This window comes from Nocardia brasiliensis (genome assembly GCF_042691675.1).
In the GTDB taxonomy this organism is placed as follows: domain Bacteria; phylum Actinomycetota; class Actinomycetes; order Mycobacteriales; family Mycobacteriaceae; genus Nocardia; species Nocardia brasiliensis_D.
The window spans coordinates 5,662,468-5,678,896 of record NZ_CP170507.1 but is presented as its reverse complement, the minus strand read 5'-3'; the positions used below and the strand labels follow the sequence as shown (position 1 = coordinate 5,678,896).

General features: G+C 67.3%; 14 protein-coding genes. 11 read left to right on the top strand and 3 right to left on the bottom strand.

Annotated features, from left to right (window positions below; all coding sequences use genetic code 11):
• Positions 1 to 75 precede the first annotated feature (75 nt).
• The gene (locus ACFK0J_RS26025) at positions 76 to 2,037 is read right to left on the bottom strand and encodes a gamma-glutamyltransferase family protein (protein WP_378731634.1); all 1,962 of its coding nucleotides are present in this window, start codon (positions 2,035 to 2,037) and stop codon (positions 76 to 78) included.
• A 211-nt stretch (positions 2,038 to 2,248) separates the two neighbouring features.
• Here ACFK0J_RS26025 and ACFK0J_RS26020 point away from each other — a divergent pair, with 211 nt between their 5' ends.
• The 9 genes from ACFK0J_RS26020 to tpiA all read left to right on the top strand — a co-directional run bounded on the left by ACFK0J_RS26020 (position 2,249) and on the right by tpiA (position 12,572).
• Positions 2,249 to 2,944: an HAD family hydrolase gene (locus ACFK0J_RS26020; RefSeq protein WP_378731632.1), complete on the top strand. Its 696-nt coding sequence runs from the start codon at positions 2,249 to 2,251 to the stop codon at positions 2,942 to 2,944.
• Between the two features lie 159 nt (positions 2,945 to 3,103).
• Positions 3,104 to 3,541: a hypothetical protein gene (locus ACFK0J_RS26015; RefSeq protein WP_378731630.1), complete on the top strand. Its 438-nt coding sequence runs from the start codon at positions 3,104 to 3,106 to the stop codon at positions 3,539 to 3,541.
• 76 nt (positions 3,542 to 3,617) lie between these two features.
• On the top strand, positions 3,618 to 5,645 hold the full coding sequence (gene uvrC / locus ACFK0J_RS26010) for an excinuclease ABC subunit UvrC (RefSeq protein WP_378731628.1): 2,028 nt from the start codon (positions 3,618 to 3,620) through the stop codon (positions 5,643 to 5,645).
• 253 nt (positions 5,646 to 5,898) lie between these two features.
• A complete protein-coding gene (gene rapZ, locus ACFK0J_RS26005; RefSeq protein ID WP_378731626.1) occupies positions 5,899 to 6,879 on the top strand; it encodes an RNase adapter RapZ in 981 nt (326 codons plus the stop codon).
• Positions 6,880 to 6,955: 76 nt separating this feature from the next.
• Positions 6,956 to 8,002 (top strand): uridine diphosphate-N-acetylglucosamine-binding protein YvcK, encoded by a 1,047-nt coding sequence (yvcK, locus tag ACFK0J_RS26000; protein WP_378731624.1) that lies wholly within the window; start codon positions 6,956 to 6,958, stop codon positions 8,000 to 8,002.
• Positions 7,993 to 8,976, top strand: coding sequence for a DNA-binding protein WhiA (gene whiA, locus ACFK0J_RS25995; RefSeq protein WP_218470117.1), 984 nt, complete (start codon positions 7,993 to 7,995; stop codon positions 8,974 to 8,976). The genes yvcK and whiA overlap by 10 nt, the downstream gene beginning before the upstream one ends.
• A 542-nt stretch (positions 8,977 to 9,518) precedes the next feature.
• Entirely contained in the window at positions 9,519 to 10,538 is a 1,020-nt protein-coding gene (gene gap / locus ACFK0J_RS25990; RefSeq protein ID WP_107657914.1) for a type I glyceraldehyde-3-phosphate dehydrogenase, read from the top strand.
• Positions 10,539 to 10,542: 4 nt separating this feature from the next.
• Positions 10,543 to 11,757 carry a phosphoglycerate kinase gene (locus ACFK0J_RS25985; RefSeq protein WP_378731621.1) on the top strand — a complete coding sequence of 405 codons (1,215 nt, stop codon included), beginning with the start codon at positions 10,543 to 10,545 and terminating at the stop codon, positions 11,755 to 11,757.
• Positions 11,758 to 11,771: 14 nt separating this feature from the next.
• Positions 11,772 to 12,572, top strand: a complete 801-nt coding sequence (gene tpiA, locus ACFK0J_RS25980; protein ID WP_378731619.1) for a triose-phosphate isomerase — start codon at positions 11,772 to 11,774, stop codon at positions 12,570 to 12,572.
• Between the two features lie 121 nt (positions 12,573 to 12,693).
• On the opposite strand, the gene ACFK0J_RS25975 is transcribed toward tpiA, so the two are convergent.
• The gene (locus tag ACFK0J_RS25975; protein ID WP_378731617.1) at positions 12,694 to 13,476 is read right to left on the bottom strand and encodes an META domain-containing protein; all 783 of its coding nucleotides are present in this window, start codon (positions 13,474 to 13,476) and stop codon (positions 12,694 to 12,696) included.
• Between the two features lie 48 nt (positions 13,477 to 13,524).
• Positions 13,525 to 14,943, bottom strand: coding sequence for a lipase family protein (locus ACFK0J_RS25970; protein ID WP_378731615.1), 1,419 nt, complete (start codon positions 14,941 to 14,943; stop codon positions 13,525 to 13,527).
• Positions 14,944 to 15,113: 170 nt separating this feature from the next.
• Between ACFK0J_RS25970 and ACFK0J_RS25965 the strand changes: the two genes are divergently transcribed.
• Positions 15,114 to 15,743, top strand: coding sequence for a TetR/AcrR family transcriptional regulator (locus ACFK0J_RS25965; protein ID WP_378731613.1), 630 nt, complete (start codon positions 15,114 to 15,116; stop codon positions 15,741 to 15,743).
• A 9-nt stretch (positions 15,744 to 15,752) separates the two neighbouring features.
• The gene (locus tag ACFK0J_RS25960; RefSeq protein ID WP_378731611.1) at positions 15,753 to 16,310 is read left to right on the top strand and encodes a hypothetical protein; all 558 of its coding nucleotides are present in this window, start codon (positions 15,753 to 15,755) and stop codon (positions 16,308 to 16,310) included.
• The last annotated feature ends 119 nt before the right edge of the window (positions 16,311 to 16,429 follow it).

Sequence of the window (16,429 nt, the reverse complement as noted above, 5' to 3'; positions counted from 1 at the left end):
GTGTTCATGATCAACGGGACGTGGTGGTGGGGCTGCTTGGGCTTTGCCTGCACCATGTCCCGTTGAGGGCGGGTGTTAGCGGGTGTCGCCGAGGACTGCTCCTTCTCGGCGGGGGTCGGCGCCGCCGGTCCAGTTGGTGCCGTCGCGTTTCAGGGCGCTGAGGCCGCTGGATTGGGGGGCTACGGAGACCTGGTGGCCTAGTTCGCGTAGGCGGAGGACGAGGGCGTCGTGGTTGCCGTTGTCGGTGGTGTTGATGCTGGGGTGTTCGCCGCCGAGGCCGGTGGTGGGGGTGTTGCCTGCGCCGAAGGAGAGGGCGGAGACGGCTTGCTGGGGGTCGAGGCCCCAATCGAGCATGCCGATGAGGGTTTTCACGACGAACTGGATGATCACCGAGCCGCCGGGGGAGCCGGTGAGGTGGGTGAGGGGGCCGCGGGTGCCGTCGGGGGCCTTGTCGAAGACCAGGGTGGGCGCCATCGAGCTGCGGGGGCGCTTGTTGGGCTGGATCCGGTTGGCCACCGGCGCGCCGTCGGTGCCGAGCGGGTCGGCGGAGAAGTCGGTGAGCTGGTTGTTCAGCACGAATCCGTCGACGAGGTGGAATGAGCCGAAGGCGGATTCCACGGTGGTGGTCATGGCGGCCGCGTTGCCGTACTGGTCCACCACGGAGATGTGGCTGGTGCCGTGTTCGGGCGGCTGCGGGCCGACGCCGAGCGGGACGGGGCCGAAGTCGCCGGGCTGGGCGGTGCCCATGCTGCGGCCGCGGTCGATGAGTCCGGAGCGCTGCTTCAGGTAGTCCTTGTTCAGCAGGGTGTCGGGCGAATTGCCGGGCAGCGGAATGAAATCCGTGTCGGCGACGTACTTGTTGCGGTCGGCGTAGGCGAGGCGTTCGGCCTCGGCGATGAGGTGGACCGCCTCGGCCTTCGGCTTGCCACCGTTGCGGGCGTCGGAACCGGTGCCGAGGTTGTCCGGCGGCAGCGCGGCCAGGTCGAAGTTCTCCAGAATGCCGAGGGTGGCGGCGACGGTGCTGCCGCCGGACGACGGATTCGGCATACCGCAGATCTCGTGCGCGCGGTAGGTCGTGCAGAGCGCGGTGCGCTTCTTGGCCTGGTAGTTCGCCAGGTCGGCGGTGGTCATCAGACTGGGTGTGCGCCCGCCGGAGGCGGAGGTGGCCGCGTCGACGATGTCGCGTGCGATGGCGCCGGTATAGAAGGCCTGGGCACCTTCGGAGGCAATGGCGCCCAACGTCTTCGCCATTGCCGGGTTGGTCAGCATGGTGTCCGCGGCCTTGGGTGTGCCGTCGGGATTCAGGAAGTACGCCTTCGCGGCCTCGTCGGTAGCGAGATCCTTGGCCGATTCGGCGATCTGCCCGGCGAATCGCGGACTGATCGGGAACCCGCGATCGGCCAGCTCGATGGCGGGATCGAACAGTTCGCGCCAGCCGGACTTGCCGTGGTCGCGGTGGGCCATCTCCAGCATCCGCAGCACTCCCGGCACGCCGATGGATCGGCCGCTGGCCCGCGTGTTCGGCTTCGGCTCGGTCCGGTCGGTGTCGCTGACCCAGCGCAGGTAGTTCTCGGTCGCCGCCGCGGGCGCGACTTCACGCCCGTCGTAGGCGTCGATGGTTTTGGTGTTGGCGTCGTAATACATCAGGAACGAGCCGCCCCCGATGCCCGACGCCTGCGGCTCCACCAGCCCGAGCACCGTCTGCGCCGTGATCAACGCGTCCGCGGCGGTACCGCCCTCACGCAGCACCGCGCACGCGGCCTTCGTCGCCACCGGATTCGCTGTCGCCACGGCGTACGTTTTCGTGCGCACCGGCGTCATTCCCGACCGGTATCCGGTGGAAATCTCCGGGTTGGTGCTGATGTCCTGCGTCTTGCCCCCGGTGACCCCCGAAGTCGCGGCCACGGGTGTCCCGTTCGGTGCCGTCTCGCAGATGCCTCCGGCCGCGTCCTCATCGGAAGAACAAGCCGTGACCGTCCCCAGCGTGAGCAGCATCGCCGCCGCCACACCGGTCCAGGTTCCTCGCGCGCGCCTCATGCTGGGACTCTAACCGTCGGCACCGACACAGGGGGAGCGTTTTTGGCACCACGCCGGTGCCGACCGGCAAGCGACGCATCGCGAGAACGCGGCACTGGGTGGATCGAGATGAACGCGACTGCGCGCCACCGTTTGTCGCCCCGGCCCGACCGGGACCGCGCACCACCTGCGCTGACCTCGCCGCACACCGACCCGTCGGTAGGCTGGTCCGGTGAACATCGAGGCGGTGCTCTTCGACTATTCCGGGACGTTGTTTCGACTGGAGGAGGACGAATCGTGGGGTGAGGCGCTGGTAGCGGCCGACGGCCGACCTTTCGACGTACACGAGAAGGCCGAGATCCTGCGCCGGATGACGGCGCCCGTCGATCAACTCGTCCAGTTCGACGCGGCAGGCCAGCACGCCTGGGACAACCGGGACCTGGATCCGAAGCTACACCGACGGGCCTACCTCGAAGTCCTCCGCAAGTCCGGCGTACCGACCGATGACCAAGCGGCCGTCCTCTACGAGCGCTTGATCGACCCGATGGCCTGGACGCCTTATCCCGACGTCGAAGAATCGCTGACTCTGCTTGCGGCCCAGGGCATTCAGGTCGGCGTGGTAAGCAATATCGCCTTCGATATCCGCCCCGCCTTCACCAGTCGCAACTGGGACCGATATGTCGAAGCCTTCGCCCTTTCGTTCGAAATCGGCGCGGTGAAACCGGATCCCCGCATTTTCGCCGCCACCCTCGACAAACTCGGCGTCGACCCCGAGGCCGCTTTGATGGTCGGCGACAGCGCCGAAGCAGATGGTGGCGCAACCGCACTCGGCTGTCGATTCGCCCTGGTAGAACCCCTACCGACCCGCGAGCGCCCAACCGGCCTCCTCGACGCCCTACGCCAGCACGGACTTTCGCGGCACCGCTGATACCGGTTGCCCCAACCTCTACGCCGATATCAGCGCCGGATCATTCCCGTATCACCGCCGCAGTGCCCGAGTTGTCCGACTCTCCCGAGTGCTCTACCGTTCTGCCGGCGCGCCCGTTGATTCGGGCCGAGAGTGTCGACCTGAAGTTGGGGGAGCGCCGTGCGCGCGGAATTTCCGGACGAGGATTGTGCTGTCGCCGAAACCTGGGAACTGGACGACATACCCATACCTGCTCGTGAAGCAAGGGAAGCCGCCTGGGGCTTGGCCGGATTCGGTCTCGCCTATCCGGTGATCATGGGACTGGCATTCGGCGGCGAAGCCGCGGGCGGCGCCGCGATCCAGTTCCTGTTCAGCTGGCTACTCGGCATCGTCGTCTGTGGATTCACCCGAGGCGCGACCGGCGTGCGCGTCCTGGCGATCATCTTGGCCGCCGCCCAGGCGGTAGTCGGCCTGCGCACCCATCCCATCGACATCCCACCCGGACTATGGCTGGTGGCAGTGGTCTATTCACTCGCGACGACCCCCGCCATCGTCTACCAGTTGTGCCGCCCCGCAACGAAGGCATGGTTCGCCAGCCCTGTCGGACCTCCTAGTTAGGCGTACCTCCGCATTCGCTCCGGCCATGCGCGGTCTACGGACCGACTCTGTCGGCGGTGCCCTTTAGGCTTGACAGGTGGCAGATCCAGCGACGTACCGGCCCAAGCCGGGCACGATTCCCGTCGAACCAGGGGTATACAAGTTCCGGGACGCGCATCGGCAGGTCATCTACGTCGGCAAGGCAAAGAGCCTGCGGAGCAGGCTGAACTCGTACTTCGCCGACGTCGCCTCGCTGCATCCGCGCACCCGGCAGATGGTCACCACGGCGGCGAGTGTGGAGTGGACGGTCGTCTCAACCGAGGTGGAGGCGCTGCAGCTCGAATACAACTGGATCAAGGAATTCGACCCGCGGTTCAACGTGCGCTACCGCGACGACAAGTCGTATCCGGTGCTCGCGGTGACGTTGAACGAGGAGTTCCCCCGGCTGTTCGTCTACCGCGGCGCCCGCAAGAAGGGCGTGCGCTACTTCGGCCCCTACGCGCATGCCTGGGCGATCCGGGAAACCCTCGACCTGCTGCTGCGGGTATTCCCCGCGCGCACCTGCTCCAATGGAGTGTTCAAGCGGCACAACCAGATCGGCCGCCCCTGCCTGCTCGGCTACATCGACAAATGTTCGGCACCGTGCATCGGCCGGGTCAGCGCCGCGGAACACCGCCAGATCGTGGAGGACTTCTGCGACTTCTTGGCCGGGCGCACCGACCGCATGGTCCGCCAGCTGGAACGCCGCATGCAGGACGCCGCCGAAGACCTGGATTTCGAGAACGCCGCCCGCCTGCGCGACGACGTGCAGGCGCTGCGTCGCGCGCTGGAGAAGCAGGCGGTCGTGCTCGGCACCGGCACCGACGCCGACGTGATCGCCTTCGCCACCGACGAGTTGGAGGCGGCGGTGCAGATCTTCCACGTCCGCGACGGCCGAGTCCGCGGCCAGCGCGGCTGGGTGGTCGACAAATCCGGTGACGCCATCGACGCACCGGAGGCGGGCAGCGAGATGGCCGTGCTGGTCGAGCAGTTCCTCACCCAGTTCTACGGTGAGCAGGTGGCCGTCGCCGAACTCGGCGAGGCCGAGCAGCCCGCCGCCGTGGTGCCGCGCGAGGTGCTCGTCCCCGAACTCCCCGCCGATGCCGACCAGATCCAAGAGTGGCTGGCCAACCTGCGCGGCTCGGCCGTGCGCCTGCGGGTGCCGCAGCGCGGCGACAAGAAGGCGCTCGCCGAGACCGTGCAGCGCAACGCGATGGAGGCCCTGCAGCAGCACAAACTCAAGCGGGCGGGCGACCTCACCTCGAGATCGGCTGCGCTACAAGCCATTCAAGACGCGCTCGAACTCGACAGCGCACCCTTGCGGATCGAATGTGTCGACATCAGCCACGTGCAGGGCACCGACGTGGTCGCCTCGCTGGTGGTGTTCGAGGACGGCTTGGCCCGCAAATCCGAGTACCGCCATTTCACTATCAAGGAGGCCGCGGGCGAGGGCCGGTCGGACGACGTCGGCAGCATCAGAGAGGTGACCAGGCGGCGGTTCTACAAGCTGCAAAAAGAGCGTGAGCTGATGGCGAGCGAGGATCTGGCGGCGTCGGCGGCGGACCCGGCGGCCGAAAACGGCGATGAGGCGGCGGAACTCGTTTCCCGCCCGGGCATCGATCCGCAGACCGGCCGTCCGCGCAAGTTCTCCTACCCGCCGAATCTCTACGTCGTCGACGGTGGCGCACCCCAGGTCGCCGCCGCCGCGGAGGTGCTGGACGAGCTGGGCATCACCGATGTCGCGGTGATCGGCCTGGCCAAACGGCTCGAGGAGGTGTGGGTGCCCGGCGAGAGCGATCCGGTGATCATGCCGCGCAACAGCGAGGCCCTGTTCCTGTTGCAGCGGGTCCGCGACGAGGCACACCGGTTCGCAATCACCTTCCACCGCAGCAAACGCTCCCGCCGGATGACCGCGTCCGCGCTGGACTCGGTGCCCGGACTCGGCGCGGCGCGCCGAACCGCGCTGGTCACCCATTTCGGTTCCGTCGCCAAACTGAAGCAGGCCACGGTGGACGAGATCACCGAGGTCCCCGGCATCGGCCTGGCGACCGCGAAGGCAGTGCTGGCTGCCCTGCAGGAGGACTGAGGTACATCGGAATCGTCGGCTTTGCTCCGTTCCACCTATATCCTCGGTACCGTTCCAACACATGTTTGTGACCCGTCCTTGTCACCACGGAGGGTCATCGCGCATGTCTGCGCCCGATACCGGAGCCGGTGCGGGATGATTCGAGAGGTACCAGAGAGCGAGCGCAGCGAGTGAACCAACGACACAGCGTGCCACGGCACACGGCGGAGCCGAGCGCCAGCGAGGCGCGGTCGTGTGACGGATCCGGTAGGACATGACACGCGTCGAATCGAACAACACTGCGGGCAATCCGCGACAGACCGAGGGGCGGGCCGGCCCCTCGAGCGCTGTCTCAGCGGCGAACCCGCAGGTCGAGGTCGTAATCGTGACCGGACTATCCGGCGCGGGCCGCGGCACAGCCGCCCGCGTGCTGGAGGACCTCGGCTGGTACGTCACCGACAACCTGCCACCGGAGCTGATCGGCCGGATGGTCGAACTGGGCGCCTCGGCCGATCCGCCGATCCGGAGTCTTGCCCTGGTGATGGACGTGCGCAGCAGGTTCTTCACCGGTGACCTCTCGGTGGTCACCGAGCAGCTGCGCAAACTCGGCATCCAGACCAGGGTGCTGTTCCTCGAGGCCTCCGACGACGTGCTGATCCGGCGCTTCGGCTTCGCCCGGCGCCGCCATCCGCTGCAGAGCGAGAGCAAGGACGGCACCCTCTCGGCGGGCATCGCCGCCGAACGGGTCCGGCTCTCGGCCGTGAAAGCGGCGGCGGATCTGGTCATCGACACCACCGAACTCTCCATCCACCAGCTGCACCGCAAGCTGGAGGAGGCGTACGGCGACGGCGCGCCGAGCGCGCTGCAGCTGACCGTGCAATCCTTCGGCTTCAAGCATGGGGTTCCACTCGACGCCGACATGGTGTTGGATGTGCGTTTTCTACCTAATCCACATTGGATTCCAGAATTGCGGGAACACACTGGTCAGGAATCAGTGGTGAGCGAGTACGTGCTGTCGCGCCCCGGCGCGGACGATTACCTGCGTACCTGCCACCACCTGGTCGAACTGACGATGAACGGTTACCGCCAAGAGGGGAAGCGATACATGACGGTGGCAGTGGGCTGCACCGGAGGCAGGCACCGCAGCGTGGCGATAGCCGAGGCTCTTGGTGAACTGATGAGCGAGGTCACCGGCGTGACCGAGGAACCAGCCGATGTGGTGCGGGTCGTCCACCGGGATCTGGGGCGCGAATGAGTGAGCGCAGCGAACGAATCATGTCGCAGCGCCGCCCTTCCGGCATGGCGGAGCCGAGCGTCAGCGAGGCGCGGGCATGACGGGTTGGGAATCCGATCCCGGCATAGTCGCGCTGGGTGGCGGGCATGGCCTATACGCGACGTTGACCGCTGTCCGGCGGCTGACCAGAAAGATCTGCGCGGTCGTCACCGTCGCGGACGACGGCGGTTCGTCCGGTCGGCTCCGCGCCGAACTCGGCGTACTGCCGCCCGGCGATCTACGGATGGCGCTGGCCGCGCTGGCCGCGGACGCCGACGGAGTGTGGACGAAGACCGTGCAGCACCGCTTCGGCGGCACCGGCGCGCTGGCCGGACATTCGGTCGGCAACCTCATCCTGGCCGGGCTGACCGAGGTGCTCGGTGACCCCGTTGCCGCGCTCGACGAGGTCGCGAAGATGTTGCGCATCACCGGACGAGTGCTCCCGATGTCCCCCATCGCGCTCGATATCGAAGCGGATGTGGCTGGGCTGGAAGCGGATCCGCGGGTCAGCCGGTGCATTCGCGGCCAGGTTGCCATCGCGACCACTCCCGGAAAGGTCAGGCGGGTGCGGTTGATTCCATCCGATCCGCCGGCCAGTCCGGAAGCCACCTCGGCCATCGAACACGCCGATGTGATCGTTCTCGGACCAGGTTCCTGGTTCACCAGCGTCATCCCCCATGTGCTCGTCCCCGAACTACGAGAGGCGCTGGTGTACACCCGAGCCAGGAAAGTCCTCGTGCTGAACCTCGCCGCCGAGCCCGGCGAAACGGCGGGTTTCTCCGCCGAACGGCACCTGCATGTATTGTCCCAGCACGCACCGGAATTCGTGGTCGACGAAGTATTGGTCGATTCGGGGTCGGTGCCCGAGGGTCGCGAAAGAGAACATGTGGCGAGAGCTGCCGAACAGTTGCGGGCACGGGTAACCTTCTCCGATGTCGCCGAAGCGGGAACGGACCGGCATCATCCCGGAAAGCTTGCCGCCGCACTGGATCAATTGATCCGGCAACCTCGGCCGCAAATGGCAGGGCTTCGAGTCGAGGGACGGCACATGGGTCAGGATGTGCGTTCCGGGTTGGGTGGAAAGGAGCGCGTCTCGTGGCGATGACAGCCGATGTGAAAGACGAGCTGAGCAGGCTCACCGTGTCACAGGTGAGTTCCCGCAAGGCCGAACTGTCCGCGCTGCTGCGGTTCGCGGGCGGCCTGCACATCGTCGGCGGGCGGGTGATCGTCGAGGCCGAGGTGGACATGGGTTCCATCGCGCGCAGGCTGCGCCGGGAGATCTTCGAGCTATACGGCTACGGCTCCGATGTGCACGTGCTCGGTGCGGGCGGTCTGCGCAAGACCTCCCGCTACGTGGTGCGCGTGTCCAAGGAGGGCGAGGCGCTGGCCCGGCAGACCGGGCTGCTCGATGTGCGCGGTCGTCCGGTGCGCGGCCTGCCCGCGCAGGTGGTCGGCGGCAGCATCGCCGACGCCGAAGCCGCTTGGCGCGGAGCGTTTCTCGCGCACGGCTCGCTCACCGAACCCGGTCGCTCCTCCGCCCTGGAGGTCAGCTGCCCCGGTCCGGAGGCGGCGCTCGCGCTCGTCGGGGCGGCCCGCAGGCTCGGCATCACCGCGAAGGCGCGGGAGGTGCGCGGCACCGACCGGGTCGTGGTCCGCGACGGCGAGGCCATCGGCGCGCTGCTCACCAGGATGGGTGCGCACGGCACCCGCATCGTCTGGGAGGAGCGCAGGCTGCGCCGTGAGGTGCGGGCCACCGCCAACCGTCTCGCCAACTTCGACGACGCCAACCTGCGCCGTTCGGCCAGGGCCGCGGTCGCCGCGGCGGCCAGGGTGGAGCGGGCACTGGAGATCCTCAGCGACGACGTGCCGGACCATCTCGCCGCGGCGGGCAAGCTGCGGGTGCAGCATCGCCAGGCGTCGCTGGAGGAACTCGGCCAGCTCGCCGAACCGCCGATGACGAAAGACGCTGTGGCGGGACGGATTCGGCGATTGCTGTCGATGGCGGACCGGCGGGCCAAGGAGCTCGGCGTGCCCGACACCGAATCGGCCGTCACGGCTGAACTGCTCGACGAAGCCTGATCGACCCGGGAAGCTGGCATCCGGCCGGTTGGCCATCGTGTCCACCGGCCGGATGGACCCGGTTGTTCGGCGGGATGTCGCGTTCGGCGGGATGTCGCCGCGCGTCCTCCCGGCTGCCGCGCGGACCGAGCCGGAGACTTCCAGCCGGAAGTCGCCACTTGATTCCAGCGACACCGGACTGACGGCTGACTGAAAGCCCGTTCGACTGAAAACTCGAACCGGCGCGTGTGTGCCGGAACAACAGCGGGGTAACCCGACCGGCGAATGCGTCGGAATGACCGGTGTGTCGGATTGCCAGGACTCTTGACGATGTTCCTGCGCTGGTCGGCGCGCCGGACTGTGAGGAAACAGACCAGTCGGTGATTGATTTCCCTGGTTACCGTAGTGATGTGGTGACTCGGGAACGTTCGCACCCTGGTGACCTGACAACCGCAGCGAGACCGCCAGTTCACAACGGACAGGTGCATGTCGGTGGGGTTACAGGCGGGCACTACTGTTACTAGACATCGGAATGATCCGCTTGAAAGCTGAGGAGCGATAACGTGACTGTCCGGGTAGGCATCAACGGCTTCGGTCGTATCGGACGTAACTTCTTCCGGGCGGTGGAGGCGCAGAAGGCGCTGGGCACCACCGACATCGAGATCGTCGCGGTCAACGACCTCACCGACAATGCGACGCTCGCGACCCTGCTCAAGTACGACTCGATCCTGGGCCGCTTGCCGCAGGATGTCTCGCTCGACGGCGACGACACCATCGTGGTCGGTGACCAGCGGATCAAGGCGCTGGCCATCAAGGAAGGCCCGGCGGCACTCCCGTGGGGCGACCTGGGCGTCGACGTGGTCGTCGAGTCCACCGGCATCTTCACCGACGCCACCAAGGCGAAGGGGCACCTCGCCGCGGGCGCCAAGAAGGTCATCATCTCCGCGCCCGCCAAGGGCGAGGACCTGACCGTCGTCATGGGCGTCAACGACGACAAGTACGACGGCAGCCAGAACATCATCTCCAACGCCTCGTGCACCACCAACTGCCTCGGCCCGCTGGCCAAGGTGCTGAACGACAGCTTCGGCATCGAGCGTGGTCTGATGACCACCATCCACGCCTACACGCAGGACCAGAACCTGCAGGACGGCCCGCACAGCGACCTGCGCCGCGCCCGCGCCGCCGCGCTGAACATCGTGCCCACCGGCACCGGTGCGGCCAAGGCGATCGGCCTCGTGCTGCCCGAGCTGCAGGGCAAGCTGGACGGCTACGCGCTGCGCGTGCCGGTCCCGACGGGCTCGGTCACCGACCTCACCGTCACCCTGCGCAAGTCGGCCTCGATCGACGACATCAACGCCGCGTACAAGGCCGCCGCCGAGGGCCCGCTGAAGGGCATCCTCAAGTACAACGTCGACCCGATCGTGTCGAGCGACATCGTCACCGACCCGCACTCGTGCATCTACGACGCGCCGCTGATCAAGGTCATCGACGACCAGGTGAAGGTCGTCGGCTGGTACGACAACGAGTGGGGCTACTCCAACCGTGTCGCAGACCTCATCGGCCTCGTCGGCAAGTCGCTCTGAGGCCATGACAGTCAAGACACTCCAGGATCTGCTGAACGAGGGTGTCGAGGGTCGGGGCGTGCTCGTGCGCTCCGACCTGAACGTCCCCCTCGACGACAGCGGACAGATCACCGACCCCGGGCGCATCATCGCGTCGGTCCCCACCATCAAAGCGCTGGTCGAGGCCGGTGCGAAGGTGGTCGTCACCGCGCACCTCGGTCGTCCGAAAGGCGAACCGGATGCCAAGCTTTCGCTGGCGCCCGTTGCCGCGAAGCTCGCCGAAGAACTGGGCCGCAATGTCCAGCTCGCCGGTGACGTGGTCGGCCAGGACGCGCTCGCGCGCTCCGAGGGGCTGACCGACGGCGATGTGCTCCTGCTGGAGAATATCCGCTTCGATCCGCGCGAGACCAGCAAGGACGACGCGCAGCGTGGCAAGCTCGCCGCCGCGTTGGTCGAGCTGGTCGGTGACGACGGCGCGTTCGTGTCCGACGGGTTCGGTGTGGTGCACCGCAAGCAGGCTTCGGTGTACGACGTGGCGAAACTGCTGCCGCACTACGCGGGCACACTGGTCGCCGCCGAGGTCGAGGTGCTGGCCAAGCTGACGCAGGACCCCGAGCGGCCGTACGCGGTCGTGCTCGGCGGTTCGAAGGTCTCCGACAAGCTGGCGGTCATCGAGGCGCTTGCCCCGAAGGTCGACACGCTGGTCATCGGTGGCGGCATGTGCTTCACCTTCCTTGCCGCGCAGGGCCTTTCGGTGGGCAGCTCGCTGCTGCAGGAAGAAATGATCGACACCTGCAAGGACCTGCTCGACCGGTACGCGGACGTCATCCATCTGCCGCGCGACATCGTGGCGGCGAGCAAGTTCGCGGCCGACGCCGACTCGAAAGTCGTTCCCGCGCACGAGATTCCGGACGGCTGGATGGGGCTGGACATCGGCCCCGAGTCGGCCGCCCGGTTCGCGGCGCTGCTGACCGAAGCGAAGACGGTGTTCTGGAACGGCCCGATGGGCGTGTTCGAGTTCGAGAACTTCGCGGCCGGTACTCGCGGCGTGGCCGAGGCCATCGTCACCGCGACCGGTAAGGGCGCGTTCACCGTTGTCGGCGGTGGTGACTCGGCCGCGGCCGTGCGTGCGCTCGATCTGCCCGATGACGGTTTCTCGCATATCTCCACCGGCGGCGGCGCGTCGCTGGAATACCTGGAGGGCAAGGAACTTCCGGGCATCGCAGTGCTGGAAGATTGAGGAGTGGTACGGCTGTGACAAAGTCCTTCGCTGCCAGGAAGCCGCTCATCGCGGGCAACTGGAAGATGAACCTCAACCACCTCGAGGCCATCGCCCTGGTGCAGAAGATCGCGTTCGCGTTGCCGGAGAAGTACTTCGCCAAGGTCGACGTGGCGGTGCTGCCGCCGTTCACCGACCTGCGCAGCGTGCAGACGCTGGTGGAGGGCGACAAGCTCCTGCTCACCTATGGTGCGCAGGATGTCTCGAAGTACGACTCGGGCGCCTACACCGGTGAGATCAGTGGTGCCATGCTGGCCAAGCTGGGCTGCACCTTCGTGACCGTCGGTCACTCGGAGCGGCGGCAGTACCACCACGAGGACGACGCCACCGTGCTCGCCAAGGCCAAGCAGGCGCTCGGGCACGGGCTCACCCCGATCGTCTGCATCGGCGAGGGCCTGAACGTCCGCGAGGCGCAGACGCACGTCGAGTACAACCTCGAGCAGCTGCGCGGATCGCTGAAAGGCCTGACGGCGGAGGAGATCTCGAAGATCGTCATCGCCTACGAGCCGGTCTGGGCCATCGGCACCGGCAAGGTCGCCACGCCCGCGGACGCGCAGGAAGTCTGCGGCGCGATCCGGGCGGAGCTCGGCGTGCTCGCCTCGCCGGAGGTCGCGGCGGGCGTCCGCGTGCTCTACGGCGGCTCGGTGAACGCCAAGAACGTCGGTGAGCTCGTCGGGCAAACCGATATCGACGGCGCACTCGTCGGCGGCGCCTCGCTCAAGGGTGACGAGTTCGCCACCCTGTCCGCGATCGCCGCGGGCGGTCCACTGCCGTAACGGTTTTCACGAAGAAGGGCCGGATGTCGCACCAGCGATGTCCGGCCCTGCTTTGTTGCGCGGAGCGTGCGCCCGCTGCACTGCGGCACGTCCGGTCATGAGCTCGGGTGGCCTGTGGAATTCACTCCGCGTGCAGGGTGAGGCCGCTGCCGTTGGCGTTGCGCAGCGTGAGGGTGTCCGCGTCCACGGTGGCGGTTGTCTTGCCGTCCAAGGCTTTCAGCACCGCCTGCTCGACCTCCATCACCTCGGGGGCACACATCATCTTGGTGGTGCCCACCTGGAAGGTGAGTTCGGCGTCGCTGCCGGTGGCCTTGCCGGTCATCCGGTTACAGCCCGCGCTGCCGGAGACGCTGCCGTCGTCGGCGATGGTGAGGGTGGGTTTCACCTCGTCGAGGGTCTGCGACCGGATTTGCGCGTCCGGGGTGATGAGAGCGGTGACGATCCAGGTGGTGCCCTTGATCGGCTTGTCGGGCTGGGCGACCTTCTTGTCCAGCATGGACACCGTCAGCTTGTCGCTCTTCAGCGTCAGCTTCGCGCCGTCGAGTTGCCAGCTCGGCTCGGAATTCAGTAGCGCGCTGAGCCATTCGTCGGCGCCCTGACGGTCACCCGGGCACGCCATCAGAGTGCTCGCCAGGCCGGACACATGCACCTTGTGGTCGTCGAGCTCGACCGATCCCGAGTGCGAATTGCAGCCGGCGTCCGCGGAGACACGGCCGTCCTTGAACGTCAAGGTCAGCGGCCCGCCGCCGGGGATCGGCGCACCCTCGACGCCGGTGGAGACGAAGGTGCGGCCCATCGGGGTCTGCTCGGTCGAGCTGGAATTCGAGTCGTCGCTCGAGCAGGCCGTGACGGCGAGGAGCGCCAACAGAATGATCGGGCCGAACCGCACGAATTTAGCCGACATGAGGGCGATGCTACCGATGTCGTGCGGTTCGGCCGGGTTTTCGGCCGGTCAGACCGGCATGCCGAGGGCGGAGGCGAGCGTCTGGCCGATGGCGTTGGCGAAGGTGGCGAACGCGCCGGGGTCGAGGATCTGCGACGGCACATCACGGTTGCTGCACCCTTCCGCGGCGGGGATACCGTTCAGCCGATCGTTCAGCCACATCGCGGCCGAACCGGCCCCGGAGACGGCCGCGATGCCGTGCTCGCTGAGCAGGTCACGGGTGTAGAAGACCTTGGCGTTCGGGTCCTTGCAGTAGGTGTCGTAGAGCTTGTTGACCGCGTTGATCGGCATCACCTCGTCGAGTGGCGCCTCGTAGATGAACAGCGGGGCGGTGGGTACGCCGCGGCGGCCGAGGCTCAATTCGTCCAGCACCGGCTGCATTTCGGGTGCGCGCATCGGATCGCCGGGATAGTCGAACAACCCCTTGATGTTCACGAACGGGAAGCCCGCGAATTGCAGTGCGACACATTGCCCTTCGTGAATGACCCGGATCGCCTTGCCGAACGGGTTCATGTACTGATCGATGAACCGCGCGACCTCCGGGTATTCCCTTGCCACACCGAACAATCCGCCGAGCACCGCACCGCCGAACGTCGACGTGCCGTTGTTGTAGTCGACCGCCGTGCGGATGTCGGCCATCAGGCCGCCGGTGGCGGAGCCGACCAGGTTCAACTCCGGTGCGTACTCCGGTTGCAGCTCGGCGGCGTGCGCGGTCGGGATGGCGCCGCCCGAATAGCCCCACAGCGCGGTCCGCGTGGCGGCTCCCGGGAGACCTGCCGGTTCGAAGTTCTGGGCGGCGCGGATGGCGTCCAGGGTGATCCGGCCACCGAGCGGGCCCACCGCGTAGGCCGCGTTCGGGCCCTGATGGTCGGGCACGACGACCGCGTGGCCGAGTTGCAGCATGGCCTGGGCCTCGACGAACTCCAGCCCGATGACGGTATTTGTCGGGTTGGGCAGTGAACCCATTTGCAACACATAGGACGGCGCGCAGTTCTGCGACAGGGAGTCCTCGGCGAACTGGAAGGAGACCAGGCTGCGGTCGGGGGTAGGGGAGGGCCGGTGCGGCACGATCACGGTGGCCACCGCGGGTATCGCCTCGCCGCGAGTATTGGTGCTGCGGAAGGACAGTTGCCAGGCCCGCACGTTGAGCGGGATCAAGAAGAAGTTCGCGAGGTTGACCTGCCGTGCGGCCAGGATCTCGCCGGGCTGCGCCGCGGCGACCTTGGCCGGATCAGGGTTGTAGAACCCCTGGTCCAGATACGGCGGGGCAGGCGGAAGGGGGAACGGCAGCGGCGGCGCGACCGGCACGGGTTCCGCGTGCGCTGCCCCCACCATTACGGGGCACACCGCGACGGTCAACCCCGCGGTCAATGCCAGGCAAGTTTGCGCGACCATCCTCTTGGTGCTCCCGACAGTGCCCATCTTCATAGCGACTCCTCGACATCTACGTAACGCTGCGCGCCACGGCCCTCGGGCAAAAAGGGAGCGTTTGCTTCCTAACTGGCGCGTTGACTGTAAAGTGCGTTCCGTCGCTGTGTCAACGATCACGCTGACCCGATGACCACCGGTCCGGGACCGACCGGGCAGGATGGGCAATCATGACCGGGAGCGCCGAAACATCGCGTCCACGCCGGACGCAACAGGAACGCCGCGCCGCCACCGTCGCGAAGCTGATCGATGCGACCATCGCCGCGATCGGCGAGGTCGGCTACCAGCGCACCACCGTGCAGGAGATCTGCGGGCGCGCCGGCCTGTCCGTCGGAGCCATGTTCCGGCAGTTCGACAGCAGGCTCGATCTGATCGTGCGGACCGCCGAGGAGATCGTCACGCGGCAGCTGGCCGCTTTCACTGTGATCATGGAACACCTTGGGGACCAGGCGAATCCGCTCGACACCGCGCTGCGCTTCCTGCGGGCGGCCCAGTCCGACAACATCACCCACGCGCTGCGCGAGATCTACCTCGCGGCGCGCTCGGATGCCGAGCTGCGCACCAGGATCGCGCCGACGGTGGAGAACTACTACGACGAGATCGTCGCCGCCGTCGAACGTACCGGCGTGCTGCACCGCTATCCGCAGCGGTTGCGCGAGCCGCTGTTCTTCCTTGTGCTGCACCTGTTTTCGGGGCAGGCGGTGGTCCGCGGCGTGTATCAGCGGCCCGAGCTCGACGATGCGGTCCTCATGCTGATCGAAGACATGCTGCAGACCTATGCCGACGCGGTCGACGAATAGGCCGGGCCGATGAGATTGTGGACGTTGCAGGCGCCCGAAGTGGTCGCCTCGGTGCGGTCGAGCGGGTCGTACCGGGCGAGATGGGATCTCATTTCACCGAACTGGCACCCCGCCTTCCGGACCATGGCCGAAGAGATGACGCGGCGTGGCATCGACTGCGGTGACGCGCCGCCGGTGTGGTGCTGGCCGGGGCGCGGGCTGCGCGGGTCTACCGTCCGGCGTGTGGCGAATGCCCTTCTGGGAGACCATGAGTGGGCGCACGGCAGGTGGTTGTTGAAACTCGATGTGCCGGACGCGGTTACCTTCGCCACGTCGTACGCGGTGTGGAACGACTATCTCGGCTACACCGGCGGCTTCCTCGACGGACCGGAACAGATGGACTGGTCCGGTCAGCTGACCTCCGAGTGGGACGAACTGCAGGTGACGGTGCCCGAGCTGCGTCGCGAATGGATCATCCGCGCCAAGCCCTACCAGCCCGATGCCGAGACCGCCGCCCGCATCGCGGCCGATCCCGCCCTGCGCGCACTGAGCGCCGCCGGACGGAGCCCGGCCGAAGACAGGCCGTGACTGCGGCAGCGGTACGCGCTCGCCCGTAACCCGGGCGACAGATCATGCCGCCGGATATTAAGATCGGCCGCGTGCACCGATGCTTTCCGATCACACCGCCGCCCGCCTCCTGAGCGAGG

Coding starts and splice junctions, on each gene's coding strand:
- ACFK0J_RS26025 (WP_378731634.1), bottom strand. CDS start 2,037: ATGAGGCGCGCGCGAGGAACCTGGACCGGTGTGGCGGCGGCGATGCTG.
- rapZ (WP_378731626.1), top strand. CDS start 5,899: ATGACACGCGTCGAATCGAACAACACTGCGGGCAATCCGCGACAGACC.
- yvcK (WP_378731624.1), top strand. CDS start 6,956: ATGACGGGTTGGGAATCCGATCCCGGCATAGTCGCGCTGGGTGGCGGG.
- ACFK0J_RS25985 (WP_378731621.1), top strand. CDS start 10,543: ATGACAGTCAAGACACTCCAGGATCTGCTGAACGAGGGTGTCGAGGGT.
- ACFK0J_RS25975 (WP_378731617.1), bottom strand. CDS start 13,476: ATGTCGGCTAAATTCGTGCGGTTCGGCCCGATCATTCTGTTGGCGCTC.
- ACFK0J_RS25970 (WP_378731615.1), bottom strand. CDS start 14,943: ATGAAGATGGGCACTGTCGGGAGCACCAAGAGGATGGTCGCGCAAACT.
- ACFK0J_RS25965 (WP_378731613.1), top strand. CDS start 15,114: ATGACCGGGAGCGCCGAAACATCGCGTCCACGCCGGACGCAACAGGAA.
- ACFK0J_RS25960 (WP_378731611.1), top strand. CDS start 15,753: ATGAGATTGTGGACGTTGCAGGCGCCCGAAGTGGTCGCCTCGGTGCGG.